Source organism: Chromobacterium sp. IIBBL 290-4 (genome assembly GCF_024207115.1).
Taxonomy (GTDB): domain Bacteria; phylum Pseudomonadota; class Gammaproteobacteria; order Burkholderiales; family Chromobacteriaceae; genus Chromobacterium.
This window is the reverse complement of the sequence record NZ_CP100128.1, coordinates 3,897,597-3,924,586: the sequence shown is the minus strand read 5'-3', so window position 1 is coordinate 3,924,586 and position 26,990 is coordinate 3,897,597. Positions and strand designations below refer to the sequence as shown.

Here is a 26,990-nt window from a genome sequence, read left to right as displayed (position 1 = left end):
ATGCCTTACACAGAACGCGGACTCAACCCGCCTGCGCCCAGCACTGGTCTTCCGGCACATTGCGCGGCGTGGCGTTCAGTTCCACCACCACATCTAGGCTTTGCGCGCCCTTGCTCAGCCGCACTGTCATGCTGTCGGCCTTTCCCGGCTGATCGGCGTCGCGGCGATAGTTGAACGCGCCCCAATCGGCCACCTGGGCGCGGCCCAGTTGCGGACCCCGCACCAGTTGATAGCGTTCCACCCCGCCCACGCCCTGCAGTTGGCCGCGCAAGCATCGAACCGCGCTGCCGTAGCTGGTTTTGGCCAGACCCAGCTCGCCCGGTTGCGGCGGTTGCGGCTTGGCGCCAGACGGCCCCAGCGGACCTTCGCAGCGCAGCGCGGCGGTCTTGCGCTTGAAGTCGTAGTCGGTGGCGGCGCAATTGGTGGCCAGCATATTGCTCAGCCCGCCGGTTTTCACCAGGCTTTGCAGCGCACCATCCAGGACGCGGTCCAGCTCCTGCCGCGCCTGAGTATTGTCCGCCGCGTTCAGCGGCAGCGTGCCGTTGCACTCAAAACGGCGCAGCCCGCTCTCCTTGCCGTCGGCCCACACTTGGCAACCCACCGGCAGCGCGCGACGCATCGCCGTTTCCACAGCCGCGGCGTCGCCGGTCTGCCACTTGTCTTGCGCCATCCAGTCCGTGCCTTCCACAGTAGAGGTGTTGCCCAACTGTCCGGCCTGAGCCAGTTTCACCTGTTGATCGACATAATCGCGGAAGCCTGATACCAGCGCGCCGTCGCCGCCCATGTCGCGCACCAGCGCGTCGAAACGTTTGACGTCAACGGCCCGCAAGGAGGCGAGGATATCCGCGATCTTGCCTGGCTGCTTCTGGTTCAGATAGTAGAACCACAGCGCGGAATGGCTGTAGAAGTCCCAGCCGTCGCTGTAACTGGAGCGCATGATGCGCGACGGCTCCAGGAAACTGCCCGGCCAGCCGCCGGCCACCACGTCCACCACATGGCCGCGCACCTTGATGCCGTCGCGCGGCGTGCTCCAGGCCATGAATTCGGCGAAGCCTTCGTCGTACCACGGCATGCGGCGGTCGTCGCGGTAGAACTCGGACGTGCCCCACATGCCCGGCTGGATGAAGCGGCCGGACAGATAGTGCACATACTCATGACGCACCAGCTCTTCCAGCGTCAGATAGCTTTCCTTGGGCACTTCGCGCTGGTAGGTGTAGAAGGTTCCGTCTTTCTCGATGTAGATGCCGCCGTTGTCAGTGGACAAATCGTTGAGCAGGCCCTGGAAGCGCTGGTAATCGGTCTTGGTGCCGTAGATCACCATGCGCAGCTTGGCATTGGTATCGTCGGGAACCGGATTGCGCGTGCCGGCCACGCGGAACAGCTGGGTCTGCACCTGCTTCATCGCGTAGTACAGCGGTTCGACGTCGGCCAGGCTCAATGGCGTCTCGAACACCAGATTGCCGTTATCGAAGCTCCAGCGATTGGGGAACAGATGAGCGCGCAGCTCTTGCTCCGCCTGACAGATGCCGTAGCGCTCGCACGGCGTCTTGCCCATCTTTTTCAGCGCATACACCGCTTCGGCCCAGGCCGCGCCGAACTTCTCGCCCTGCAGATGCTGCGCCACCGCCGATTCGGCCTGCGGTGCGGTGCGCGGATACTGCATGAAACGGCCGGTTTCGCGCAGCGTATTGAGGAACATCTGCTCGTCGGCGAAGGCTGGCTGGCCGGCGCGCGTCAGCCCTGCCAGGCTGGCGACCAATCCATCCAGCTGGCCCTGCTCCACTTTCTGGGCGAAATCCGGCTGGTAATGCATATTGAACAGCAAAGTCTGCATCGGATGCAGCGCGAAACGGGCCCAGTTGTCCTTCGCCGCCGCGTTGTAGCGGCCAAAGAAGCGCGTCAGCAGCGGCAAGCCGTATTCCGCCTTGCGCACCGAGTCGGCCAGGATCATCGTTTCCGCCACGCTTTGCCGCGCGTCGCGGGCGCGATACCAGCTATCGGCATCGCCATTGCCTTCTTGCGCCGGAACATTCCACAGCGCGGGGTTGGCCGCCATCGCTTCCACCACCTGCATCACCGGCTGATCCACCGTCGGACCGTAATCGCCCACCTCCTTGGCATGGCTGTACTGCTGGAAGTAACCGGCCTTCAGGAACACCGCCAGCGGCCACAAGCCATTGGCATTCTGTCCGTCCCAATTGGCCGCGCGGACGCGGGCCTCTGCCGCCACCAGCTTCATATTGGCCGGCGACACCGCGCGGTAGCTCAGCGCGTCGGCCTGGAACAGGCGATTGACGCAAGTGCCATCCACGCTGGCGACGTAGCGGACCAACTCCTGGCCGGACAGCTGCCCCAGCCTGGCTTCATCGCAATCGGCATAGCTGGGCGCGGCAAGCTGCGCTTTGCGAGCCGCCTTGAGCGCCATCGCCCCTTGCGGACCTTGCGGCCGGGCCGGCGGCTGCGCGCTTCCCGCATCCGGCGCGGTCGGCGGCAAGCCATGCGGGTAGGATGGCTTGTCTCCCAACGCGGGAGAGTGCGAGGAAAACTTCGCGGACGGCTGGTTGGCCTGCGGCGCAGGCTGGCTCGCCTGGCCTGGCGAACCGCCATTGCTGGCGACGCAGGCGCTCAACAGCGCCGACATCATCACGGAATACCCCATCGCCCGATACCGGCGAGGCAGTGTTATTGTTTTCATTTGAACACCCATAAGCTGATAAATGACGCTCAACTATGAAAATGAGCGATCCGAAGCATATGGGAAATTTCAATTGCAAGGCATTGCATTTAAGGACAGGTTTTGATTTTAAACATATCAAATCAAGCGGGAATATTCACGACTCGCGCCTACCCCCTGTCATGTGAAACGAAATGTAAAGCATTCATGTCATTTTCTGCCGCAAAAGGGTAATATCGGCGGCTCGCGCGCGCGCCGCGCGAAACATCGTCAGACCCACGAATTCGGTCCCGTCGCCTCAGGCTGGCGGGCATATTAAGCACGCAATGAAAAAAATCCTTTCTCTCAGCGTTTTGCTGGCACTTGCTCCCTCTCTGGCAGCCGCGCAGGCCGGCTCCGAAACCACGGAACAAATGGTAGACCGCTATGCCGCCAAGATTTACCGCGACACCCGCGCGGTCGGCATGGTGATGGTGGCCGTGCGCGGCAACGAAACCTTCCAGCGTTTCCAGGGCCAGACCAAGCCCGGCAATCGCCAGCCGCCGGACACCGACACCGTCGTGCGCCTCGCCAGCGTCAGCAAAACCATGACTGGCGAAGTGCTGGCCGCCTTGGCCCAGGACAGAAAAGTCAGCCTCAACGATCCGCTGCAGAAATACGCACCGGCCGGTTTCGCCATGCCGGCCGGCGCCCAATCCATCACCCTGCTCAACCTGGCCACCCACACCAGCGGCTTCCCGCGTGAAATGCCGGGCAACAAGCCGGAAAACACGCCGGTATTCGTCTGGCCCGATCGCCAGCAGCGCTGGGACTGGCTGGCCAACAACAAGAGCAAGTACGCCGCCGGCAACCACGCGCAGTATTCCAACCTGGCCTTCGACTTCCTGGCCGATGCGTTGGCAGTCGCCACCGGCCGTCCTTACGCCGCGCTGCTGCGCGACAAGGTCACCGCGCCGCTGGGCATGAAGGACACCACGCTGACGCCCAACGCCTCGCAATGCGCCCGGCTGATGGAAGGCTACGGCGCCAGCCCCTGCCTGGACACCACGGCGGCCAGCGGCAGCGGCGGCATCTATTCCACCCCGCGCGATATGCAGCGCTGGCTGCAAGACTTGGTTCAACCGCAGAATCCGGCGCGCCGCCAATTGCACGAGCAAATCTTCCAGATGCACTACAAGCGCAATGATTTGCGCTACCTGCGCGGCATGGACGTGGCGGGACAAGCGGATGACCTGGGCTTGGCCTGGATCAGAATGGAGCCTAGCGCCAGAGCGCCGGAAATCATCCAGAAAACCGCCGGCGGCGGCGGCTTCATCGGTTATGTGGCCATCGCGCCCAAGCAGAATGTGGCGGTCTGGGTCAGCCTGACGCGCAGCGGCGGCACCCACTTCGGCAATATGAGCAATGGCGTGAACCAGCTGGTGGCCGAGATGAGCGGCTTCCAGCCGGTGGCGGCGGTCAAACCCGCGGCCGCGCGCAAGAAAACCGTCATCGCGCCGAAACAGCAGCTGACATCCGCCAAGAAAAAGGCGGCGGCTCCCAAGAAGAAAGCCGCCGCCAAGTCAGCGCCCAAGGCCAAGGCTAAGCCGGCAGCCCGCAAGGCTGCCGCTCACAAGGCCAAGAAGGCTCAGTAAGCGCTCAGAACGCCGGCACGCCCGGCGCCGCCAGCGCGAAGCGGGCGATCTCGTCCTTGCGCATGAAGCGCACGCCGGGATGACTCTGCGCGTACAGGATGAAGGCTTCCAGCGCCTTCACCCGCGCCGGGGTGCCGGAGATGCGGTCATGCGTGCTGATCGACATCATGCGGCGGCGGCTGCCGGCCTCCAGATACAGCTGGTCGAACTCGGCCTTCAGATCCGCCAGATAAGCGTCGTTGCTCAAAGCGGGCGAGTCGAAGCGGACGATATCGTTGTTGCGCAGCGTGTACGGCACCACCACGAAAGGCTTGCCGTTCACCGGCACGGTGAATGGCTCGTCGCGGCTGACATTGTCGATGTGATAGACAAAGCCCAGCTCTTGGAGAATGCCCAGTGTATGGGGCGTGCCGCGCAGCCAAAACGCGTTGAAGCCTGTCGGCCGCGTGCCGGTCGCCCGCTCTATGCTGGCGATGCTGGCGCGATAAGCCACCCTTTCCTGATCGGGCGTCATCGAATACTGCGGCTCCCAAGTCTGACCGTGGCCGGCCGCCTCATGCCCGCGCTCGACAATCTCCCTCGCCAACTGCGGATGGCGATCCACCGCCTGCCCCACCATATGCGAGGTCACCTTCACCCCTGTCCGCTCCCACAGGTCCAGCAGCCGTGGAATGCCTTCGCGCACGCCGTAGTCGTACCAGCTTTGCATGGGCAAATCGGCGTACTTGGGATCCAGCGGCGGAAAAGGCCCGCTGGCGCCGCGTTCCGGTTGCGCGCCCGCTTCGAACTGCATGGAAATGGAAATCGCCAATCTGGCGCCATCCGGCCAAAATTCAGTTTGCTTGCCTTGCATATCCTGCATGCTCCTTGTCGAATCCGCCGACGCCGCCCAGGCCGAGCCTGCCGGCAGCGCCGCGCTGGCGCCGCTCGCCGCCATGCCGGCCAGAAACTGGCGGCGGTTGATGATCCAATGTTCAGACAAATGTTCAGACATCCGCCGCTCCTCTACAGCAGGCCGCCGCCGTCCACGTCCAGCACCGCGCCGGTGAGATAGCCATTGCCCATGGCGAACAGATAAGCCTCGGCCAGCTCGTCCGGCCGTCCTACCCGGCCGACAGGCAAACCGGCGCCTATCCGCGCCATCGCCGCCAGACGGCCTGCCGCGTCCGCCTCGCCCCACAGCTCGGTATCCACCACGCCGGGACTCACCACATTGACCCGCCGCGGAGCCAACTCCTTGGCCAGATTTTTCGCCGCCGCCTCCAGCGCGGCATTGACCGTGCTCTTGAGCAGGCCGCCCGGGCCGTACTTGCGCGACAGCAGGCCGGAGGTGAAGGTGATGGACCCGTCAGCGGCCAGGTAAGGCAGCGCCTGCTGAGCGGCGATCAGGCTGCCGAACAGCTTGACCTCGAAGGTTTGGCTCAAGGCCGCCAGCGACAGCTCATCCAGCTTGGGCGAGCCCACTCGCGCGCCGGCGGTCACCACCAGGTGGTCGATATGGCCGATGGCCTCAAACGCCCTCTTCAAACTCTCCGCATCGGTGATGTCGGCCGGCAGATAACGCCAGGGACCGGCCTCAGCCTCGGAACGTCCCAGCACAAACACTTCCGCGCCTTGCTCCGCGGCCAAATGCGCCACGGCGCGGCCGATGCCGGAGGCGCCGCCCAATACCGCCACTTTGCGCTGGCGCAGAAAATCCGGTTTCGCATTCATGGCTTGATCGCTCCCAGTTGCTTCAGCAAGGACAAATTGTCTTCCAGGTGCCAGTTGTCGGCGATGCGGCCATCCTTCACCCGATACAGATCGAAAGCCTGGAAATCCACAGCCTGTCCCACGCCCTGCAGCTCGCCGAATTTGCCGCTGAAATGACCGGTGAAATGCAGGCGTAAGGCCACTCTATCGCCCGCCAGCACCATATCCGTCACCTCCACCTTGAGGTCGGGCACCGCCGCGCGGAAAGTCTTGGAGGCTTGCAAGGGCCCGGCCACGCCTTGAGGCCTGCCCTCAGGCAGAGTGTGATCGGTAAAGCTGGGAGCCAAGGCCAGCTCGGCGTAATGCGGATCGCCGCTGTTCCAGAACGCGGCATAACGCAAGGCGGCCAATTTGACGGCGACGGCGTCGCCGCCTTTGCGATCGGAAAACACGCGCTCGGCTTGCGGCAAAACTTCGGCAGCGGCGGCGTTCAGGGAAAGCGCCAGCAAAGCGGCGCCCAGCAGCGGGAAGGATGGATTCATGTCGGCTCCTGTCATGTCTTCCGCCGACACCACGCCGGCGGTTGAAATGCATTCTGCCAACTTAAATAAACCTTGATAATTGGCAAAAATTATCAAGGATATTCATTATTTTTTTGAAAATAATCGCTAAACCATGGGAGTAAGGCAATGCAAGCCATGCCCTGACGGTGACGATCGAACGCTTCTCCATAACCATCTGCTTCCCAAAAACCGTGGCAGGCAAGCGACAAGTCCGCGCTTCCCTGGCATCGAAGTGCCAGGCATCTGTCGAATGCAGACTCCTGCAGGCCCCTTCGCCAACAGTGCCGACGTCCGTCCGTTTCAAGAAAAATGCCGTCCATTTGTGAAAATGGACGGCATTATCAATTGATTGGCCTAAGCTTAGTTACCCAACAAATTGCCGCCAATCAGAATGATCTGATCGACTACCTCCTTGATCCCAGCAGCGCTCACTTGCTCAACCTCTTGGAACTGCAGGCGAACTGCTTTCGCCAGCTCAAGACTGGATTCCAAATGGCTTTCGAACTGCTCCAAACCTGACTCTTTAATCATTTAGCGAATCTCCAAAATCAGTTTAGTTTAGTCCAGCCCATGCCCAGTCACAGCCCTCAAGAACTCATCTATCATGCGCAAGGAGGAGCTGTCATTAATCATGTCGCGTGGGATGCCTGCGCCTTGCACTACAGCGACGTCATCCTCCGCAATTTCCTCGATGACCTGTACTTGATTGCTCATTCGTCTTCTCCATCTATGTTTATTAGGCATGCGCCGCATAATCACAAATACATGAATGCAGCGACCAATGAATGTCATTGGCATTTACATGCTTGCACAATTCTCTGCCTCCCGCAAGAACAGCAAACATCCGCTTCAAATGGCGAAATACTTCGAAATGGACAGGAAAGCGAAACCCAGGCCTGCTCCCGGCTCATCCAATCAGAGGCGCTGGCAGGCAAGGCAACGCAAGCCTCCATCATGCTCAAAAGCCCATCCCGACCACCTATCGCCGCAGCATCCCGAGCTAATTGCCGCTATGGCAACCATTGGACTCTCCATGAAAACTACTCTGCGCGCTTCCATGCAAAGTCGCACCATCTTGCTGACATCCTCTTGATCCCGACGCAAAAATTAATTTGAACCATGGCGTCAGGACCTTAATGACCGGACTGGCGACCTGCCGACAAAGGTTATGTCTGCCGCCATTGTCGAGGCCGCCTTCGGCGACGTGACATCAGGGCCCGCATCGCCAGTAGAGGCCTTGAGAACAGCGTGGAGCTTAGGCAGCATCGCTGAGCGGTCATGAGAACGCATGTGTGGTTGGCTTGATTCAGCGAGTCGCGCATTCGCCCTGGACGCAGGCTCGATGCGCATTACACACTGCCGCAGCCAGCTTACCCATTGATTTTCTTAGGGGTTATTGATGATCTTCGCTGGCCTCTCTTAAGAAAGCCCAACAATATTCGGAAAAACTTAATAATCTGCCTTGCGATAATAAGACCTGGAATAATTTCTTTATCGCCCCATGCCATTCCACTCCTTGCCAGTCCTTCGCTCCCCCCGTCTTGCCGTCGCGAGGCTGCCGTGCCATGGACGAATTGATCGAATTGCAAGCTCGGCTGGATGCCGCGCCTCAGGACATCAGCCTGCATTTGGTCATGGCCAAGCTGGCCCGCGCGTTAGGCGATGAGCTGGGCGCCACCGCGCACCTTCTGGCCGCGCATGCGCTGCAAGCCTACGGGCTGGGCGCAGGCAATAGCGCATTGCAGCCGCTGAGCGACATCGCCACCGGCTATTTCATGAAGCAGGATTACGACTCCGCGGAGCGCTGGTACCACCTGTTGCTGAGACTGGATCCGAACCAGGCCGGCGCCTACCTCAATCTGGCCGCCATTCATCATCACGCGGGGAATGCTCTGGAAGAAGCTCGCTGCCGCGAACACGCCTACCAGTTGCAGCGGGTATTCATAGAAGAAGTGGAGCCCGCGACCAGGCGCCTGTTGATATTGTGCGTCGGGCGCGCCGTCGGCAACACGCCATTCGATACCCTGCTCGCCGCCGGCGGCAGCACGCGGATCAAGTACGCACTGGATTGCGCGGCGGAATCCGAGGATGCTGCGCTGCCGCCGCATGACTTGGTTTTCAACGCCATCGGCGAGCCGGATATCGCCCGCGCGATGCTGCCCAGGCTACGTCGCTTTTTGGCGGGCAATCGCCTCCAGACGCTCAATCCGCCGCACCGGGTAGCCGCTACCCAACGTCACCGGCTGCCTGCCAGGCTGGCGGCGCTGGATGGCGTGCGCATCGCCCCCTGCCTACAATTGCAAAGCCCGCCCCCTGACGAAGCCGCGCTGCAGACCATCCTGCTGCGCGCCGGCCTGCGCTTTCCGCTATTGACGCGTCCTGCCGCCACGCAGGGCGGCGATGGATTGCAACGGTGCGACACGCTTGAAGAAGCGCTAGGCCAACTGCGCAAGGAAGCCGGCAGCCATTACCTCAGCAGCTATATCGACTACCGCAGCGCCGATGGCTGCTACCGAAAATATCGGGCAGTCTTCATCGACCGTCAGCCAATGCCCTATCACCTGGCTATCGCCGAACACTGGATGGTGCATTATCACAGCGCCGGCATGGAGGAGCAGCCCTGGAAAATAGAAGAAGAGCGCGGCTTTCTGGAAAACCCGCAACACACGCTGGGCGCGCGGGCAATGGCGACCTTGCATGAGATCGGCTGCCGTCTGGATCTAGACTATGCCGGCATAGACTTCAGCCTGCTGCCTAACGGCGAGCTGCTGGTTTTCGAGGCCAATCCAGCCATGCTGGTGCATTGGGTAGGGGTGAACAGCCCGCTGGCGCACAAGAATCGCCAAGTGCAAAACATAGCCGAAGCATTTGAGAGCATGCTGCTGGCCCGCCAAGCCGTCCGGCGCCCTCGGCCATAGCCATGCCGGCGCTACCTCCCACCGCCTTCGTAAAAAAAACAACCCTGCGCGCGCTCGCAAGCAGGGTTGTTCGTCTTCTTGCCGCAGCCTGACAAACCGGCTCGCGCGCAAAATCAACGGCCAGACACGATAGCCTGCGCCACTGCCTCCGCGATCTTGATGCCATCCACGCCGGCCGAAAGAATGCCACCGGCGTAGCCCGCCCCCTCGCCCGCCGGGAACAGGCCCTTGATGTTCAGGCTCTGCAAATCATCGCCGCGAGTGATGCGCAGCGGCGAGCTGGTTCGGGTTTCCAGGCCGGTCAGCACGGCGTCGTTGAGATCGTAACCGCGGATCTGGCGGGCGAAGTGCGGAATCGCCTCGCGCATCGCTTCCACGCAGAAATCCGGCAGGATGCGCGCAAGGTCGGTCATGGTCACGCCCGGTTTGTACGACGGCTCAACTTCGCCCAGCTTGGTGGACGGTTTGCCGGCCATGAAGTCGCCCAACAACTGCGCCGGGGCGAAGTAGTCGCCGCCGCCCAGCTCATACGCCTTGCTTTCCAGTTCGCGCTGGAAGTCCAGGCCAGCCAGCGGGCCGCCCGGATAATCCACTTCCGGCGAAATGCTGACCACGAAGCCGGAGTTGGCGTTGCGCTCATTGCGGGAATACTGGCTCATGCCATTGGTGACCACGCGCTTTTCTTCCGAGGTGGCCGCCACCACGGTGCCGCCCGGGCACATGCAGAAGCTGTACACCGCGCGGCCGTTGCTGGCATGGTGCACCAGTTTGTAGTCCGCCGCGCCCAGCAGCGGATGGCCGGCGTATTTGCCCCAGCGGGCCGCATCGATCAACGATTGCGGATGCTCGATGCGCACGCCGACGGAGAAGGGCTTGGCTTCCATGTACACGCCGCGCTTTTCCAGCATCTGGAAAGTGTCGCGCGCGCTATGGCCCAGCGCCAGCACCACATGATCGCTCAGCACCTCGCCGCCGTCGGCCAGCTTCACGCCGCGCACGCGGTCGCCGTCCAGGATCAGGTCGTCCACGCGCTGCTCGAAACGGATTTCGCCGCCCAAGGCGATGATGTCGGCGCGCATGTTTTCCACCATGGAAACCAGGCGGAAAGTGCCGATGTGCGGACGGGCGAGATAAAGGATTTCTTCCGGCGCGCCGGCTTTGACGAATTCGGTCAGCACTTTGCGCCCCAGATGGCGCGGGTCCTTGATCTGGCTGTACAGCTTGCCGTCGGAGAAGGTGCCGGCGCCGCCTTCGCCATACTGGACATTGGACTCGGTGTTGAGCTCGCTCTTGCGCCACAGGCCCCAGGTATCCTTGGTGCGCTGACGCACCTCCTTGCCGCGTTCCAGCACGATGGGCTTGAAACCCATTTGCGCCAGGATCAGCGCGGCGAAAATGCCGCAAGGGCCAAAACCGACCACGACCGGCCGGGATTTGAGATTCTCCGGCGCTTGGGCGACATAGTAGTAATTAGTGTCCGGAGTGGGCGCCACCCGGCGATCGCCCTTGAAACGGGCGAACAGCTTGTCTTCATTGGCCACGTCCGCATCGATGATGTAGACCAGGCTCATCACGCCTTTGCGCGCGTCGTAGCTGCGTTTGAACACAGTAAAGCTTCGAACGTCGGCTGCCGACACTTTCAGAAAATCGGAAACGGCGGCAGCCAGCTCCTCCGGCGTATGGTCCAGCGGCAGCTTCAATTCGGAAATGCGCAACATAAAAAATCCAGTGCTAGGTTGGTGTCTATTCAACGAGGCCGATATTGTAGCGACAAACTGAGCGCGACCCTAGCGCTGCCTGGCATATCGCCTGAGCAAAGACAAAAAATGTCCTCTCGCAAGCCGCCTCGCGCAAGACGAGGCGCTGGCTATAATGCATAAAGCCGCGACCGGCGGCCTATCCATGGGAGGGTTCATGCACCAGATACTGGTCATAGACGACGACGCGGTTTCCCAGCAGTTCCTCGTCATGGTGCTGCGCCGATTGGGTTACGACAAGATCGCCGTCGCCAATGACGGCATCGAGGCGCTGGTGCAGCTCGACGCGGGCGATTTGCAATTCGACGTGATCTTCTGCGATTTGGACATGCCGAGAATGGACGGCATCGAGTTCGTCCGGCACCTGGGCGAGAGGACGTATCAAGGCAAATTGCTGATCTCCAGCGGATTCGACGAAAAAGTGCTTGAGTCCGTCGCGGAGCTGGCAAGGCTATATGACCTATGGCTGGCCGGCGTGCTGCCCAAACCGATCAATCACAGCACACTGCTGGACCTGCTTACGCAAGCGCCTCCCGCGGCGCGCAGACCGGCCTCGCTGGCCAGCCAGCCTACGCAGGAGGAAATGCGCGACGGCATCGAAAAAAACGAATTCTGCCCCTTTTTCCAACCCCAGGTCGACATGCTCAGCGGCAAGGTCCACTCGGTGGAAATCCTGGCCCGCTGGCATCACCCCCGGCTAGGTCTTACCAGTCCGCTGCAGTTCATTGAGCTGGCGGAAAAAACCGGGCTGATCACGCCGTTGACGCTCAGCCTGCTGGATTCCGCCACCTCGATTCTAAGCAAGCTGATCGACAATCCGCCTTTGGATTTGTCCATCAATCTTTCCATGACCTCGCTCTCCGATACCGCGCTGGTCTCGGAATTCGAATCGATACTCACGCGCAACGGCTATCCGATGTCCCGCTTGACGGTAGAGGTCACCGAAACCGGCCTGATAGAAAACCCGACCCGCGCGCTGGAGATTCTGTCCCGTCTGCGTCTGAAAGGCGCCAAACTCGCCATCGACGACTTCGGCACCGGTTTCGCCAGCATGGACAGACTATCCAAGCTGCCCTTCACCGAACTGAAAATAGACAAGGGATTTGTGATCGATTCCGCGCAAAACCCCACCAACCTTTCCATACTGAAAGCCAGCGCCGCCCTGGGCAAGCAATTGAAGCTGCTGGTCGTGGCCGAAGGCGTCGCGACAATCACCGAATGGCTGTCATGCCGCCAGCTGGGCATAGACAAGGCCCAAGGCTCGTATATTTCTCCCCCTATCGACGCGGAGAACTTCCGCCGCTGGCTGCTCAAGCACAATGGCGTCTTTCCGGTGCCGCAAGACAGCGCTTATGACCTGCCCAATCTCAATTAACGCCTAGACAGGAGCCGCACCATGCAAGCACTACGCCTGGCCGCCATGCTGTTGATATTGTCGCTTGGCATGCCGCATGCCCAAGGGGCTGAGACCTTGGATAAGCCTAAAGGCAAAATAGTGCTGGTCATCAGCGGCCAGATCGCCCACAAGAACCGCGACAACGACGCCGCCTTCGACATGGACATGCTGGCCAAGCTGCCGCAACACACCATTGCCACGCATACGCCATGGATTCCAGGCATCAGTCAATTCACCGGCCCCTATCTGCAAGACGTGCTGGCCGTCGTCGGCGCCAAGGGCGACAAGCTCAAAGCCATAGCCTTGAACGACTACAAAACCGAGATCCCCCTGGCGGACGCGGCGAAATTCAATGTCGTGCTGGCCCGCTTATTGAACGGCAAGCCCATGTCGGTGCGCGACAAGGGCCCCCTGTTCATCGTCTACCCCTACGACAGCCAGCCGGCCTTGAAGTCGGAGATTTATTACAACCGCTCCGCTTGGCAGCTGAAGACCCTTCAGGTGGAGTAAAGCATGCTCAAGTCGAAGCGGCATACCTCCTGGCGGGCGCTGATAGCGATCGGCGTCACGCTGGTCTGCGTCTTCGCCGGAGTGGCTTATCTGCAGCTGCGGCAATCAGAAATGCTGGCCTATGCGCTGCTGTATCAGGATGACAACATTATCTGGGCGTATTTCCAGCTGGAAACCGAGCAACTTCATTTGCTGGACGCGATGCAAAGAGCCCGGCACGGCCAGAGCGATGCCGATCAATTGCAGGAGCGCTACGACATCTTCGTCAGCCGCATCGGCATCATCCGCACCGGCCTGTACAAATCGGTGATGCAAGACTTGCCCAGCTATCAGCAAATGCAAACCCGTCTGGATGGCTTTGTGAATGACGGCGACCAGTTTTTCCGCGATCAAACCGGAAAACTGGACGGAGCGCGCCTGGCACGGCTGGAGGCGGAGCTCCAGCAAATGAGCGAAGGCCTGCATGATCTTTCCTTGCAGGCCAATGAGTCCGTTGCGGAAATGGTCGACGGCCGAAACCGAACCATGAAACAGCATATCGCCATCAGCAATTGGCTGATGGGCTTCGAGTGGCTGCTGATCCTGGGATTCGGCACCATCGTTTTCCGCCAGCTGAGACAACTGGAGCGCCGCAAATCGGAGTTGGAGCGCCTGACGAGCAAACTAGAGGACGCCCGCAATGAAGCCGAAACCGCCAGCCTGGCAAAAAGCGCCTTCCTGGCCAATATGAGCCATGAAATCCGAACGCCGCTCAATGGCGTGCTCGGCATGCTGTCCCTGCTGGCGGACAGCGCCCCCTCCCCCAACCAAACCAGCTACATCAACACCGCCGAGGAGTCCGCCAAACATCTGCTGCTGCTGCTGAACGACGTGCTGGACGCCAGCAAACTGGAGTCGGGCAAGCTGGAGCTCGCGCCGGTGACTTGCAATCTGCCCTATTTGCTGAGGCAGATCGTCAATCTCTTGAGCGCGCAGGCCCAGGCCAAAAATCTGACGCTGGGCCTGGAATTGGTTTCCGAATTGCCGGAATGGGTGGTGCTGGATCCGACGCGGCTGCGGCAGATACTGCTTAATTTGCTGAGCAATGCCGTGAAATTTACCGAGCATGGCGGCATCTCCGTCCAGGCCAGCGTATCTCCCGGCGAGGTCGCGGGAGAGGTCGCTCTCAGCGTCCTGGTGACCGATACCGGCATAGGGATGGACGAGGCCACCATGGCGCGCCTGTTCAAACGCTTCTCCCAAGGAGACGGCTCCACCGCTCGCCAATACGGCGGCAGCGGATTGGGGCTGGAAATCTCCCAGAGCCTGGCGCAATTGATGCGGGGCAACATCACCGTCACCAGCAAACAGGGGCAAGGCAGCAGCTTCCATCTCAGCCTGCCGCTGCAAGTCACGGACATGCCGGCGCTGGAGCTCTCCGAGAAGGCCTGTCCGGCGGCAGAACTGTCGGTCCCGATCCGCATCCTGGTGGTCGACGACAATGCAGTCAACCGCAAATACATGCTCGCGCTATTGGAGCGCATGGGGCAAGCGCCAAGCATGGCCAGCGACGGGCCCGAAGCGCTGACGCTTGCCAGAAAAGAACCTTATGACCTGGTGTTGATGGATTTGCACATGCCGGTCATGGATGGACTCGAAACCACCCGCCGCATGCGGCTGGAGGCGATGACGCCGAATATGAAGATCATCGCGCTGACCGCCGACGCCTTCCCGGAAACCTGTCAGCAAGTGCTGCGCCATGGGCTTGATGACTTTCTGTCCAAACCACTTCACAGGGAGCAATTGCTTGCCATGCTGCTAAAGCACTTTCCGCCAATCACGCCATCGCTGCCTGTTGAAGCCGTATCGCTGGACAGCGGCGCCATCGCAGACTTCATCGACCTGCTGACCCGGGAGAAATATCTGGAGTTGGTGGCGCAGTTCTTCTCCAGCCACATGGCCACCTACAGCCAGATGGAGGACAACATTCACCAACTGGATCGGGTGCAGTTGTTCCACCTGGCGCACAGCATGAAAGGCGGCGCCGTCACGCTGGGCTTCACCAGCCTGGCGCAGCAATGCCTGGCTCTGGAGCAGGAAATCACCCAAAGCAACAACTCCCCGGCCTCCCACATCCAGCAGGTGCTGGCGCAATACCACGCCACACGCGACGCCTGCGTCATGCAGGGCTATCTCAACTCCGAGCTCACGCCACCCTGATCAAGCCATCCCTAGTCGCAGCGCCTTCAGGCACCTCGAACGGCTTCCAGTCCACAATCATCACTTGGCTGAGGCCGCAGTCCTGGGCCAACTGCGCCTCAATCTCCTCCAGGACTTGATGCCCATGGATAACGCCATTGATGGCGACTTCGGCTCTGCGCATCACACTGTCGTCGGCCGTGACGAACCAGATGCAGTAACGGCTCATGGTCTACCCTCCGGCGGGCTGTTGCGGCAAATATGGCATGGGAGATGTAAATATCGGCTGAATCGCCGCCATTTAGCAAGCCTTGTATGGAGAAGGCGCCGCGCCAGCGAGCGCCAGTCGCGGAAGAAGGTGAATCCGCAACACCGCGGCTGCGCCAAGACGATCTCCGCGCAGGCTCGATTGGCCGCATCGACATGGCTGGCGCCGCGCTAAACAACGCTTGCCAGGTCCGCGGCGCAGGCTGTGAGATCACAACCGAAATCACTGGCCTCGCCGCTATCGGACTCGTTCTCCGCAAGAAGGCTTCGCGCCGCCCCCAGGCATTCTCAAACGGAAATCCTCCTGCGCATGCGCAGCACCTCCCGCTCGCGAGCGGCGCTTATCGGCGTCACCCGCACAGAGGACTCAGGAGTCTCACCAGCCTCGCGCAGCCACGCCAGGGTCTCCGCAATCGTCTGCTCCAAAGGGCGCAATGAAAGCCCATGGGCCAACGCTTGGCGGCTGTCCGCCATGAATATCCCGCCGAAGACCGCGTCGTCTTCAGGCAGCCAAAATGGGAGCTCCGTCCAGGCCGCCAACCCGGCATCCGCAATCTCCCCATCCGATACCCAATGCAATCGCGCCGCAGCACCCGCAATGGCTTGGCAGGCCTCCAGGCACTCGCCCATGCTCAAGGGCTGGACAGGTCCGGCGACATTGAAGGCGCCCGCTTGGCCGCGCTCCGCAAGCGCCACAAGCCAAGCCGCCAAATCCCGGGCATCGACATATTGGATTGGCCTTTCCGGCCGCCCCGGCGCCAGCACATCGCCGCCAAGATCGAGTCGCCTCAACCAGTAGCTGAATCGGTCAGTCGGGTCATAGGGGCCCACTATCACGCCGGGTCGCGCAATGACATACCGCCCTGGCAAGGCTGCGGTTAACGCGTCCTCGGCCCTGGCCTTCAGCGCGCCATATCCGTCCCCGCCGCTCAGGCGTTTGCGCGCCTCGTCATAAGGCTGCCCTGGCGGCAAACCATCGTAAACGGAAACCGTGGAGACCAAGACGTAGAGCCCCGGCGGCTCGCCCAGCACGCGCAACAGCCGCTCAACCTGCTCCGGCCGATAAGCCGATGGATCGATGACGACATCGAAGCGCCGCCCCTGAAGGGCCGACATGTCCGCGTCGCGGTCACCTCTCAGTTTTTCCATGTCGGGAAACAAGGCGTCATTCTGCCGGCCGCGGTTGAATAATGTGAGCCTATGCCCGCGCGCCGACGCGGCTTCGACAATGTGGCGGCCTAGAAACAACGTGCCGCCCATGATCAGGATGTTGAGCGCAACCGGAGCCTGCGCCAGGCCCGCTACGGCCACCTCCTCGCTCATCTGGCAATATGGGACATCGCTCACAAGAATCACCTCAAAGAGATTATTTCAATGCGAATGCCATGCAGACATGGCGACGATGCGCGTCAATTCAAGACAGGCTTATATCTTCTGGCTCAGGTAAGGAACAAGATCGGCCCAAGCCAGCGACTTTTTCTCTAAGGGCAGCGTATAAGCCGGGCTGCTGGACGGCAAGTCCAGCATCGCTACGCCTTCAGCAAGGCCATGCAATTGCCGCCGACCGAGCTTCGCCGCCGTGCCGCCGTTGAAGGCCACCGCTTGCAGCAGCGGCAGGCTGGAGATCAGCTCCGACAAAGCATTATGGGTTTGATTGCGGATGGCCGCATCCAGGCTGCCCTTGCGGTCGGCCTCGGCGATCACATCCCAAAGGCCGACGCCGCGGGCAAGCAAGGCTTGCAGGCGGGCCTCATAAGGAAAAGTTGGCAAATCCACGCCGATGAGCCCGCCTAACAAAGCCCAAAACGCATTGCGCGGATGGGCGTAATACTGGCTGGCTTTTAAGGAAGCATCCCCCGGCAAGGAGCCCAGAATCAGGACTCGCGTCTGGGCATCGACCACCGGCGGAAAGCAGCGTTTGGCTGATTGATCCGCGTCCATTTCAGAACAGCTGCCCCTGCTGGCGCGCCAGCCATGCCTTGACCGGGCCGAAAGTTTTGCGATGCTCGGCCAGCACGCCGTGCGCTTCTATCGCCGCCAGATGCTCCGCGGTGGGATAGCCCTTGTGCCGGGCGAAGCCATATTGCGGATAACGGCCATCCAAGGCCACCAGCTCCGCGTCGCGCGCGGTTTTGGCCAGGATGGACGCTGCTGAGATAGCCTGCACTTTGGCGTCGCCCTTGACGATGGCCTCGCCCGGCACCGGCAGATGCTTGGGCACGCGGTTGCCGTCTATCTGGGCCAGATCCGGGGTGACCGACAAGCCCTCCACGGCCCGCGTCATGGCCAGCATGGTGGCGTGCAGGATGTTGAGCTTGTCGATTTCATCCACGCTGGCGCTGGCGATGCACCAAGCCAGCGCATCGCGCTTGATCAACTCCGCCAAGGCATCGCGCTTCGCCTCGCTCAGCACCTTGGAGTCCGCCAAACCAGCAATCGGCTTGGCGGGATCCAAAACCACCGCCGCGGCGAACACCGCGCCGGCCAGAGGGCCGCGCCCAGCCTCGTCCACTCCCGCGAGCAGCGGACTCAATGGCATCGCGCCACCTCCAGCACCGCGCGCGCGGCGCGGGTGGCGGTATCCTGCCGCAGAGCCAGCTGCAACTCGGTGAAAGCCTGCGCCATATCCTTGCGCGCCGCCGTATCGGTAAACAGCCGCTGCATTTCCGCCGCCAGCTTTTCCGGCGTGGCGTCTTTTTGCAGCAACTCCGGCACGACAAAGCGGTTGCACAGGATATTCGGCAAACCTACGTAAGGCAGCTTGATCTTGCGCTTGACCAGACGGTAGGTGAGGCTGGAAAGCTTGTAGCTGATCACCATGGGCCGCTTGGTCAAAGCCACTTCCAGCGTGGCCGTGCCGCTGGTGACCAGCACCACGTCGCTGGCGATGGCTGCCATCTGCGCGTGGCCAAACAGTCGGCGGATCGGCAGATCGCGCGCCTTGAAGCGCGACAGCATCTGCTCAAACAAGTCCACAGTGGCGCGCGTGGCCAACGGCACCAGGAATTGGGCATCGGGATACTGGCGCAGCAACAACCTGGCTGTATCCAGATACACCGGCACCATGTATTCCAGCTCGCTCTTGCGGCTGCCCGGCATCAAGGTGAACACCGGCACATTGCGCGGCACGCCCAGCTGGTCGCGCATCGCGTCCATGTCCGGCTCCAGCGGAATCTCGCTGGCCAATGGATGGCCGACATAAGTCACCGGCACGCCGGCCTGGCGGTACAAGGGAGGCTCCATCGGGAACAGGCACAATACGTGATTGACCGCCTTGCCGATTTTCTGCACCCGCTCCGGGCGCCAGGCCCAGACCGAAGGACTGACGTAATGCACCGTAGGAATGCCGCCCTTTTTCAAAGCTCCTTCCAGAGCCAGATTGAAGTCGGGCGCATCCACGCCGATGAAGACATCCGGCTTTTCAGCCAGCAATTGATCGCGCAACTGACGGCGTATCTTCAGCAACTCCGGCAGGCTTTTGAATACCTCGGAGTAGCCTCGGACCGCCAGCTTTTCCTGCGGCACCATGCTGTTAAAGCCGCGGGCTTCCATCCGCGGCCCGCCGATGCCTGCGAACTCGACATCGGCCCGATGCGCACGCAGCGCATCCATCAAATGAGCGGCCAGCAAGTCGCCCGAGGCCTCTCCGGCCACCATGGCGATTTTCAAGGCCCCTTTGCGCTTGAACAGTTGATCGCTCATAAGCTCAGCGGATGATGCCTCGCGCCGACTGGCCGAAGAAGCGCACGAAGGGCTCCAGCTCGACATGCCCTTCGCCGGCCTCGGCCAGGATGGCTGTCTTGGCCTCGTCGTAGCTCAAGCCTTGGCGGTACAAGGTCTTGTAGGCATTGCGCACGCGGCGGATCTGCTCCGGCGTGAAGCCGCGGCGTTTCATGCCTTCCGCGTTGATGCCGGAGGGCACCGCGCGATTGCCATGCGCCGTCACATAGGCAGGAATGTCCTGCGCCACCGCGCTGGCGAACGCCGTCATCGCATGTTCGCCGACGATGACGAATTGGTGCACGCTGGTGAAACCGCCCAGGAACACCCAGTCGCCCAGATGCACGTGGCCGGCCAGCGTCGCGTTATTGGCCAGGATGATGTGGTTGCCTACCTGGCAATCGTGCGCGATGTGGACATAGGCCATGATCCAGTTGTCGCTGCCGATGCGGGTGACGCCGCCATCCTGCACCGTGCCGGTGTTGAAGGTGCAGAACTCGCGAATGGTGTTGTTGTCGCCGATTTCCAGCCTAGTCGGCTCGCCGGCGTATTTCAGGTCCTGCGGGATGGCGCCCAGCGAGCAGAACTGGAATACGCGGTTGTTCTTGCCGATGCGGGTATGGCCTTCGATCACCACGTGCGGGCCGATCCAGCTGCCGGCGCCGATGCTGACATTGGGGCCGATGATGGAGTACGCGCCGATTTCCACGTCGTCGGCGATCTGTGCCTTGGGATCTACAACTGCGGTCGGATGGATGGCCATGCTTACACCTCGCGGCGGGCGCACATGATTTCGGCTTCGCAGGCCACTTGGCCGTCTACCAGCGCGCGGGCGGCATACTTGCCGATGCCGCGCTTGACGGTCATCTGGCTCACTTCGAACACCAGTTGGTCGCCCGGCACCACTTGGCGCTTGAAGCGGGCGTTGTCGATGCCGACGAAGAAATACAGTTCATTCTCCGAGCGCTCGCCCTGGCTCTTGATCGCCAGGATGCCGGCGGCCTGCGCCAGCGCCTCGATGATCAGCACGCCCGGCATCACCGGATATTGTTCGAAGTGGCCGGCGAAGAACGGCTCGTTGATGGTGACGTTCTTCAGCGCCTTGATGCGCACGTTCGGTTCCAGCTCGGTGACGCGGTCAACCAGCAGGAAAGGGTAACGATGCGGCAGGCAGCGCATGATCTCGCGGACATCGATCGAGACAGCGTGTTCACTCATGAGGTTCTTCCTTCGATTTTTTCAGTGTTTCCAGTTCCCGCTCAAGCTGCTTGACGCGCTTGGCGAAATCATCCAGATGGCGCACGTGGACGGCGTTGGACAGCCAGTCCTTCATGCTTTGCAATGGGTAGGAGGACGCGTAAGTCCCCGCCTCCTTGATCGACTTCGACACCAGGGTGCCGCCGCCGATATGGGTACGATCCGCCACTTCGATGTGGCCGACGAACATCGCCGCGCCGCCTACAGTGCAGCGCGCGCCTATCTTGGTGCTGCCGGCGATGCCGACGCAACCGGCGATGGCGGTATGCTCGCCGATTTCGACGTTATGGGCAATCTGCACCAGATTGTCTATCTTGGCGCCCTTGCGGATCACCGTATCCACCAGCGCGCCGCGGTCCACCGTGGTATTGGCGCCGATCTCGACATCGTCCTCCAGCACCACGCGGCCGGTCTGCGGAATCTTGAACCAATGGTCCTTGTCCCAGGCCAGGCCGAAGCCGTCGCCGCCGATCACGCTGCCGGAATGCACGCCGACGCGGTTGCCGATCCGGCAGCCGTGATAAATCGTCACGTTAGGATAAAGCGTGACATCGTCGCCGATGACGCAATCGTCGCCCACCACGGCGCCAGGCATGATGCGGCAGCGTTCGCCGATGACGACCCTGTCGCCGATCGCGGCATTGGCGGCGACCTCGCTGCTGGCTGCGATACGGCAATCCTCCCCGACGACAGCCCGCGGATGAATGCCGGCGCGCGGCGTCTTGGGCGGATGAAACAAGGTCGCCAGACGGGCGAAATACAGATAGGGATCAGCCGCCACAATCAGCGACTTGCCTTCCGACTCCTCCGCCAGAGCCGCGGTGACGATCAAGGCGCCCGCGCCGCTAGCCTGCATCTGGCGGCGGAATTTCGGGCTGGCGACAAAAGCGATCTCGTCGGCGGCCGCGCTTTCCAACGGCGCCAGGCGGCTCACCGTCATATCCGGGCCGCGCAATTCGCCGCCCAGCTGCTCTACGATATATGCGAGTGTGTAGGACATCAAAAACAAAGCCGACCCGGGGTCGGCTTACTCCGGTTGAAAGTGGGCGCTTACTTGTCGAGCTCTTTGAGCACTTGCGGGGTCAGATCATACTTCGGATTGATGTATGCCGCTTCCTGCAGGATCAAATCATACTGCTCGCGCTGAGCGATGTCCTTGAGCGCGCGGTTGGCGCGCTCGGTCACGCCGGCGAACTCCTCGTTGCGGCGCTGGTTATAGTCTTCTCCGAACTCGCGGGACTTGGCGCGGTAGTCGCGATCCAGGCTGGCGTACTCGCGCTCGAAGCGCTTGCGGTCATCCTGGGACAAACTATTCTTGCCAAGCTGCGACTCCAGATCCTTGGCGCGCGCCTCCATCTTTTTCAACTCATCCCGCCGAACCGCGAACTCCTGATCCAGCTTTTTGTAGATGGCGATGGACGCGCCCGCCTCGCGATAGATGCGCTCCACATTGATGAAGCCCAGCTTAAAGTCTGCCGCATGCGTCGGCAAAACCGGCAGCGCTGCCAAGGACAAAACCGCCAGCCACTGTTTCCATGCTTTCATGATTTCATCCTCACATCGATTAGAACGTGGCACCCATCTGCACTTGCAATTGCTGCAGCTTGTCGTTCGGCTCACGCTTCAACGGTCTGGCAAAGCTGAATTTCATCGGTCCTACCGGCGACAACCAAGTCACCGCCAAACCCGTGGAGTAACGCAGCCCGCCTTGGGCGCTGTTGGAAATGCGCGGATCGTTCGCGCCAGGCGTCCAGTTGGTGTTCCACAAGGTGCCCGCATCCAGGAACAAGCTCAGGCGGACCGACTTGTTGTCTTTCATCCCAGGCATCGGGAACAGCAACTCCGCGTTCGCCACTGCCTTGCGGTTACCGCCGATGAAGTTACCGTTCGCATCTTGCGGACCAATGCTGCTGTTGTCGTAGCCGCGAACCGAACCGATGCCGCCCAGATAGAAGTTCTGGAAGAACGGCAGCACCTTGGTCTTGCCATAACCGTCAGCATAGCCCAGCTCGCCGTTCAGCATCAGCGTAAACGTCTTGCTCAGCGGGAAGAACCAGCTTTGCTTATGGGTCAGCTGATAGTACTGCATGGTGCCGCCTGGCAGGCCGGCATTCAGGTTGACGCTGATCGACGCGCCGCGCGTCGGCCACAAGGCGCTGTCGCGGGTGTCGCGACCCCAGCCCACTGTGCCCAGCACCGTGTAGTTGCTGTTGCCGTACTGCTTGACGAAGTCGATGTATTGCTGAGGGCTGTTATCGTACGTGGTGATGTCGGTTTTTTCAGCGCCCAGCGTGAAATTGATCCGGTCATACTCGGTGATAGGCACGCTCATCCGCACATCGGCGCCTACGGTGCCGGTTTTGTACGCGGAAATCGACGTAGCATCCGGGTTGTAGACACGGTCATACAGATCATAGCCCAGGCTGACGCCATCCTCGGTGAAGTACGGGTCGGTAAACGACAAGGCGTAGTTTTTATTGACCTTGCCGGTACTCATGCCGATCGACATGTACTTGCCAGAACCAAAGATATTGCTCTGGGAAATATTGGCGCCCAGCACCAGGCCTTCGCCCTGGACATAACCCAAGCTGCCGGAGATGCTGCCGGTGGAGCGCTCTTTCAGGTTGATGTTCATATCGACCTGATCAGGCGCATCGGACACGGCCGGCGTTTCGATATTCACATCTTCGAAATAGCCCAGCAACTCCAGACGCTCCTTGCTGCGCTTCACATTGGCGGAGTTGTAAGGCGCGCCTTCCAACTGGCGCAATTCGCGGCGCACCACTTCATCGCGGGTCTTGCTGTTGCCTGCGATATTCACGCGGCGGACATAGGTCTTGCGGCCCGGATCGACAAAGAAGGTGAAGGCGGCAGTCTGCTTCTCGTGATCGATATCAGGCAACACATTCACGTTGGCGAAAGCGTAACCCTCTTCGCCCAGGCGATCGCTGATGGCCTTGACCGACTCGGTCACCTTCTCGTTATTGAAGGTCTCGCCGCTCTTGATGCTGATCAGCTTGCGCAGATCGGCTTCCGGCACTTTCAGATCGCCCGCCAAGCGCACATCGGACACGGTGAACTTCTTGCCCTCGTGCACATTGACGATCAGATACATGTCCTCTTTTTCAGGACTGATCGACACCTGGGAGGTGTCGATGGAGAACTCCATATAGCCTTGGTTCTGGTAGAAAGCGCGCAGCTTTTCCAGATCGCCGGTCAGCTTTTGCTTGGAGTACTGGTCGTCCTTGGTGATCCAGGACAGCCAGCCGCCGGTAGTCAGGCTGAACTCGTCCAGCAGATTGGACTGCGAGAAAGCCTTGGCGCCGACAATGCGGATTTCCTTGATGCGGGCGGTGGTGCCTTCGCTGACATCCAATGTCACCGAAACGCGGTTGCGCTCAAGCTTGGTCACCGACGGCGTGATCTGCACCGAATACTTGCCGCGGCTGTAATACTGACGCTTCAGCTCTTGCACTGCGCCATCCAGCAGCGCCTGATCGAAAATCAGCGACTCGGCGAAGCCGTTATCCTTCAGCGCCTTTTTCAGCTGGTCCTTGCTGAACTCTTTGGCGCCGTTGATGTTGAGCTGCGTGATCACCGGCCGTTCGGCCACAGTCACAATCAAGGTGCTGCCGCGGTTCTCGATACGCACATCGTTGAAGAAGCCGGTATTGAACAGGGCCTTGATGGACTCCTGGGCTTTGGCATCGGTAAACGTATCGCCCACCTTGACCGGCAGGTAGTTGAAGACGGTGCCGGGCTCGGTCCGTTGCAGGCCTTCAACGCGGATGTCCTTGACTACAAACGGTTCGGCGGCCATGGCGGCGGATGCCATCGACAACCCCAGCACTGCGGCTGCAAGTAGCTTCAATTTCATAGGTGTGTTTTAACCCCCAAATAGGCGGCTGAAATCATTCAGCATGGCGAACGCCATCAAAGACGCCAGCAAGATGAAACCAATCTTTCGTCCGAGCAATTGCGCCCGTTCACTCACGGGCTTGCCTCTGACCAGCTCCGCGACATAATACATTAAGTGGCCGCCATCCAGAACCGGTATGGGCAATAGATTCAAAATGCCTATGCTGACGCTGATCAGCGCCAAAAATTCCAGATAGGAAACCAGGCCTTCGCTCGCGGTCTGCCCCGCCACCGTGGCGATGGTCAGCGGGCCGGACAAATTGCTCAAGGCCGCGTGGCCAATCAGCATATTCCCCAGGAATTTCAAGCTCATCCAGGATGTGTTCGCCGTCTTGCGCGCCGCCTCAAGCAAGGCCAAGGCGCCGTCGTAATGCATGGTGAACGACAAGGAGCGATTCCAGGCTTCGTCCGGCGAAGGCGCCACGCCGATGCGGCCGACCACCTCGTCGCCTTCCGTCACCGAGCTAGGGCGCAAGGCGATTTCCTGAGACTTGCCCTCGCGGCGGATGGTCACCTTCAAATCCTTCCCGGGACTATTGCGGATGATCTGCACCCACTCCGTCCACGAAGCCAGCGGACGGCCATTCACAGCCGTCAGCCAGTCACCCGTTTTCATTCCGGCCTTGGCAGCCGCGCCTTGCGGCTCAAGCGCGCCGATCTTCGGCAAAAAACGAGCCGGCATGAAACCCGCCTCGCCTTGCTGCATGGCCTCGACCATCTTTTCGCCAAAGCGCTGCGCTTCCAGCACGCGGCTGGCGCCCTTGCCATCCGGCGTAGCCACCGCTACGGAGACGGAAGAGGAAGACATGGCCGCATCCGCCAATTGCATGCGCACATCCTGCCAATTGGCTACCGCCTGGCCCGAAACCGACACAATGCGGTCGCCGGGCAAAAAGCCGGCTGCCGCGGCCGGCGTCTGCGGCGCCACAGAACCGATCAAAGGCCGCAACTGCGGCACGCCCTGCGCCACCACCACCCAGTAAAGCAACACCGCCAGCAACAGATTCGCCACAGGCCCCGCCGCGACGATCGCCATCCGCTTGAACACGTTCTGGCTGGTAAATGCGCGCGGCCGCTCGGACAAGGGCACGAAGCCCTCCCGCTCGTCCAGCATTTGCACATAGCCGCCCAGTGGGATCGGACAAATGACCCATTCAGTTTCCCGCGGGCGGAAACGCAGCAAGGGCGCGCCAAAGCCCAAAGAAAACCTCAACACCTTGACGCCGCACAGCTTGGCGACCAAGTAGTGGCCAAGCTCATGAAAGGTCACTAACAGGCCGATGGCCGCCAGGAAAGCCAACAGCGTCAACATGCGGCCACCCTGCCCTCGGCGAAGCGCCTGGCCTCGGCATCTTTTGCCAACAAAGCCTCCAAGGTGTCGCTCGCCGCCGCCGACACGCCGGCCATGGTTTCTTCCACCACCTTGGCGATATCGACAAAACGCAATCGGCCATCCAGAAACGCCGCCACCGCCGCCTCATTGGCCGCATTCAGCACCGCCGGCGCGTCGCCGCCGGTTTCCAGCGCGTCAAAAGCCAGCCGCAAGCAAGGAAAGCGCTGCAGATCCGGCTTTTCGAAGCTCAAATCCGACAAAGAGAAGAAGTCCAGCGACTCAACGCCCGCCTCGATCCGCTCCGGCCACGCCAGCGCGCAGGCGATGGGCGTGCGCATATCCGGCGAACCCAGCTGCGCCAGCACCGAACCGTCTTTGTACTGAACCATCGAATGGATCACGCTTTGCGGATGCACCGCCACCTGGATGCGGCTGGGCGCGACATTGAACAGCCAGCGCGCCTCTATCACTTCCAGGCCCTTGTTCATCAAGGTCGCCGAATCGACGGAGATTTTCCGCCCCATGCTCCAGTTGGGATGACGGCAAGCGTCTTCCGGCGTGACATTCAGCATTTCCTGAGCGGAGCGGGAACGAAACGGACCGCCGGAGGCGGTCAGAATGATATTGCGGATGCCCGAAGCGTCCGGATCGCCGGCATAATCGGCCGGCAAGGACTGGAAGATGGCGCTGTGCTCGCTATCGACAGGCAATAACTGCGCGCCGCCAGCGCGGACGGCATCCATGAACAGACGCCCGGCCACCACCAGCGATTCTTTATTGGCCAGCAAGATGCGCTTGCCTGCGCACGCCGCCGCCAAGGCGGAGGGCAAGCCCGCCGAGCCGACGATGGCGGCCATCACGGCATCGACCTGCGGCAAAGTAGCCACCTGAATCAGCGCCTCGGGCCCATGCAGCACTTCGGCCACCACGCCGCTGGAGGCAAGCCTGGCCTGCAAAGCAAGCGCGGAAGCTTCATCCGCCACCACCAGATACTCCGGCCGAAAACGGCAGGCCTGCTCAAACAGCTTGTCCAGCTGGCGATGCGCGGTCAGCGCCACCACGCGATAACGTTCGGGATGACGGGAAATGACATCCAGGGTATTGCAACCCACGCTGCCCGTCGCCCCCAGCACAGTAATGCCCTGAGGTTTGCTCATTTGAATCGATTCCAGA

General features: G+C 61.1%; 24 protein-coding genes. 6 read left to right on the top strand and 18 right to left on the bottom strand.

What is annotated here, in order from left to right:
• Nucleotides 1-22: 22 nt before the first annotated feature.
• On the bottom strand, nucleotides 23-2,695 hold the full coding sequence (locus NKT35_RS18390) for a M9 family metallopeptidase N-terminal domain-containing protein (protein WP_254295730.1): 2,673 nt from the start codon (nucleotides 2,693-2,695) through the stop codon (nucleotides 23-25).
• Nucleotides 2,696-3,000: 305 nt separating this feature from the next.
• Here NKT35_RS18390 and ampH point away from each other — a divergent pair, with 305 nt between their 5' ends.
• Nucleotides 3,001-4,308, top strand: a complete 1,308-nt coding sequence (gene ampH / locus NKT35_RS18385; RefSeq protein ID WP_254295729.1) for a D-alanyl-D-alanine-carboxypeptidase/endopeptidase AmpH — start codon at nucleotides 3,001-3,003, stop codon at nucleotides 4,306-4,308.
• A 4-nt stretch (nucleotides 4,309-4,312) separates the two neighbouring features.
• Here ampH and NKT35_RS18380 read toward each other — a convergent pair whose 3' ends face one another.
• From NKT35_RS18380 to NKT35_RS18365, 4 genes are all read right to left on the bottom strand, one after another.
• Nucleotides 4,313-5,302 (bottom strand): polysaccharide deacetylase family protein, encoded by a 990-nt coding sequence (locus NKT35_RS18380; protein ID WP_254295727.1) that lies wholly within the window; start codon nucleotides 5,300-5,302, stop codon nucleotides 4,313-4,315.
• An 11-nt stretch (nucleotides 5,303-5,313) separates the two neighbouring features.
• Complete coding sequence (locus tag NKT35_RS18375) at nucleotides 5,314-6,021, bottom strand: SDR family oxidoreductase (RefSeq protein ID WP_254295725.1); 708 nt, start codon at nucleotides 6,019-6,021, stop codon at nucleotides 5,314-5,316.
• Nucleotides 6,018-6,542 carry an ester cyclase gene (locus tag NKT35_RS18370; RefSeq protein WP_254295723.1) on the bottom strand — a complete coding sequence of 175 codons (525 nt, stop codon included), beginning with the start codon at nucleotides 6,540-6,542 and terminating at the stop codon, nucleotides 6,018-6,020. The genes NKT35_RS18375 and NKT35_RS18370 overlap by 4 nt, the downstream gene beginning before the upstream one ends.
• A gap of 381 nt (nucleotides 6,543-6,923) precedes the next feature.
• Nucleotides 6,924-7,094: a hypothetical protein gene (locus tag NKT35_RS18365; RefSeq protein WP_254295722.1), complete on the bottom strand. Its 171-nt coding sequence runs from the start codon at nucleotides 7,092-7,094 to the stop codon at nucleotides 6,924-6,926.
• Nucleotides 7,095-7,217: 123 nt separating this feature from the next.
• Between NKT35_RS18365 and NKT35_RS18360 the strand changes: the two genes are divergently transcribed.
• Together NKT35_RS18360 and NKT35_RS18355 are read left to right on the top strand one after the other, a co-directional pair.
• Entirely contained in the window at nucleotides 7,218-7,679 is a 462-nt protein-coding gene (locus NKT35_RS18360; protein ID WP_254295720.1) for a hypothetical protein, read from the top strand.
• Between the two features lie 449 nt (nucleotides 7,680-8,128).
• Entirely contained in the window at nucleotides 8,129-9,481 is a 1,353-nt protein-coding gene (locus NKT35_RS18355; RefSeq protein WP_254295718.1) for an ATP-grasp domain-containing protein, read from the top strand.
• 113 nt (nucleotides 9,482-9,594) lie between these two features.
• Here the strand turns inward: NKT35_RS18355 and NKT35_RS18350 are convergent, their stop codons facing one another.
• Nucleotides 9,595-11,199, bottom strand: coding sequence for an NAD(P)/FAD-dependent oxidoreductase (locus NKT35_RS18350; RefSeq protein WP_254295711.1), 1,605 nt, complete (start codon nucleotides 11,197-11,199; stop codon nucleotides 9,595-9,597).
• A gap of 196 nt (nucleotides 11,200-11,395) precedes the next feature.
• On the opposite strand from NKT35_RS18350, the gene NKT35_RS18345 reads away from it, so the two are divergent.
• The 3 genes from NKT35_RS18345 to NKT35_RS18335 are packed head-to-tail and all read left to right on the top strand — an operon-like array spanning nucleotide 11,396 to nucleotide 15,343.
• Nucleotides 11,396-12,613, top strand: a complete 1,218-nt coding sequence (locus NKT35_RS18345) for an EAL domain-containing response regulator (RefSeq protein WP_254295708.1) — start codon at nucleotides 11,396-11,398, stop codon at nucleotides 12,611-12,613.
• A gap of 21 nt (nucleotides 12,614-12,634) precedes the next feature.
• Nucleotides 12,635-13,144, top strand: a complete 510-nt coding sequence (locus tag NKT35_RS18340) for a putative pterin-binding protein (protein ID WP_254295705.1) — start codon at nucleotides 12,635-12,637, stop codon at nucleotides 13,142-13,144.
• 3 nt (nucleotides 13,145-13,147) lie between these two features.
• Nucleotides 13,148-15,343, top strand: coding sequence for an ATP-binding protein (locus tag NKT35_RS18335; protein WP_254295702.1), 2,196 nt, complete (start codon nucleotides 13,148-13,150; stop codon nucleotides 15,341-15,343).
• Here the strand turns inward: NKT35_RS18335 and NKT35_RS18330 are convergent.
• The 12 genes from NKT35_RS18330 to ispC form a co-directional block, all read right to left on the bottom strand.
• Complete coding sequence (locus NKT35_RS18330; protein ID WP_254295701.1) at nucleotides 15,330-15,551, bottom strand: hypothetical protein; 222 nt, start codon at nucleotides 15,549-15,551, stop codon at nucleotides 15,330-15,332. The genes NKT35_RS18335 and NKT35_RS18330 overlap by 14 nt on opposite strands.
• A gap of 326 nt (nucleotides 15,552-15,877) precedes the next feature.
• Nucleotides 15,878-16,936, bottom strand: a complete 1,059-nt coding sequence (locus NKT35_RS18325; RefSeq protein WP_254295699.1) for an NAD-dependent epimerase/dehydratase family protein — start codon at nucleotides 16,934-16,936, stop codon at nucleotides 15,878-15,880.
• 78 nt (nucleotides 16,937-17,014) lie between these two features.
• Entirely contained in the window at nucleotides 17,015-17,530 is a 516-nt protein-coding gene (locus NKT35_RS18320; RefSeq protein ID WP_254295698.1) for a DNA-deoxyinosine glycosylase, read from the bottom strand.
• A 1-nt stretch (nucleotide 17,531) separates the two neighbouring features.
• Entirely contained in the window at nucleotides 17,532-18,128 is a 597-nt protein-coding gene (gene rnhB / locus NKT35_RS18315) for a ribonuclease HII (protein WP_254295696.1), read from the bottom strand.
• Nucleotides 18,119-19,291 carry a lipid-A-disaccharide synthase gene (lpxB, locus tag NKT35_RS18310; protein WP_254295695.1) on the bottom strand — a complete coding sequence of 391 codons (1,173 nt, stop codon included), beginning with the start codon at nucleotides 19,289-19,291 and terminating at the stop codon, nucleotides 18,119-18,121. Before lpxB ends, rnhB begins: the two co-directional genes overlap by 10 nt.
• Before the next feature lie 4 nt (nucleotides 19,292-19,295).
• A complete protein-coding gene (gene lpxA / locus NKT35_RS18305; RefSeq protein WP_254295693.1) occupies nucleotides 19,296-20,072 on the bottom strand; it encodes an acyl-ACP--UDP-N-acetylglucosamine O-acyltransferase in 777 nt (258 codons plus the stop codon).
• Nucleotides 20,073-20,074: 2 nt separating this feature from the next.
• Nucleotides 20,075-20,527, bottom strand: coding sequence for a 3-hydroxyacyl-ACP dehydratase FabZ (gene fabZ / locus NKT35_RS18300; protein WP_254295692.1), 453 nt, complete (start codon nucleotides 20,525-20,527; stop codon nucleotides 20,075-20,077).
• Nucleotides 20,520-21,566, bottom strand: a complete 1,047-nt coding sequence (gene lpxD / locus NKT35_RS18295; protein WP_254295690.1) for a UDP-3-O-(3-hydroxymyristoyl)glucosamine N-acyltransferase — start codon at nucleotides 21,564-21,566, stop codon at nucleotides 20,520-20,522. Before lpxD ends, fabZ begins: the two co-directional genes overlap by 8 nt.
• Before the next feature lie 50 nt (nucleotides 21,567-21,616).
• The gene (locus NKT35_RS18290) at nucleotides 21,617-22,111 is read right to left on the bottom strand and encodes an OmpH/Skp family outer membrane protein (RefSeq protein WP_254295688.1); all 495 of its coding nucleotides are present in this window, start codon (nucleotides 22,109-22,111) and stop codon (nucleotides 21,617-21,619) included.
• Nucleotides 22,112-22,130: 19 nt separating this feature from the next.
• Complete coding sequence (gene bamA, locus NKT35_RS18285; protein WP_254295686.1) at nucleotides 22,131-24,443, bottom strand: outer membrane protein assembly factor BamA; 2,313 nt, start codon at nucleotides 24,441-24,443, stop codon at nucleotides 22,131-22,133.
• Nucleotides 24,444-24,452: 9 nt separating this feature from the next.
• On the bottom strand, nucleotides 24,453-25,796 hold the full coding sequence (gene rseP, locus NKT35_RS18280) for an RIP metalloprotease RseP (RefSeq protein ID WP_254295684.1): 1,344 nt from the start codon (nucleotides 25,794-25,796) through the stop codon (nucleotides 24,453-24,455).
• A complete protein-coding gene (gene ispC, locus NKT35_RS18275; RefSeq protein ID WP_254295683.1) occupies nucleotides 25,790-26,974 on the bottom strand; it encodes a 1-deoxy-D-xylulose-5-phosphate reductoisomerase in 1,185 nt (394 codons plus the stop codon). Before ispC ends, rseP begins: the two co-directional genes overlap by 7 nt.
• Between the last annotated feature and the right edge of the window lie 16 nt (nucleotides 26,975-26,990).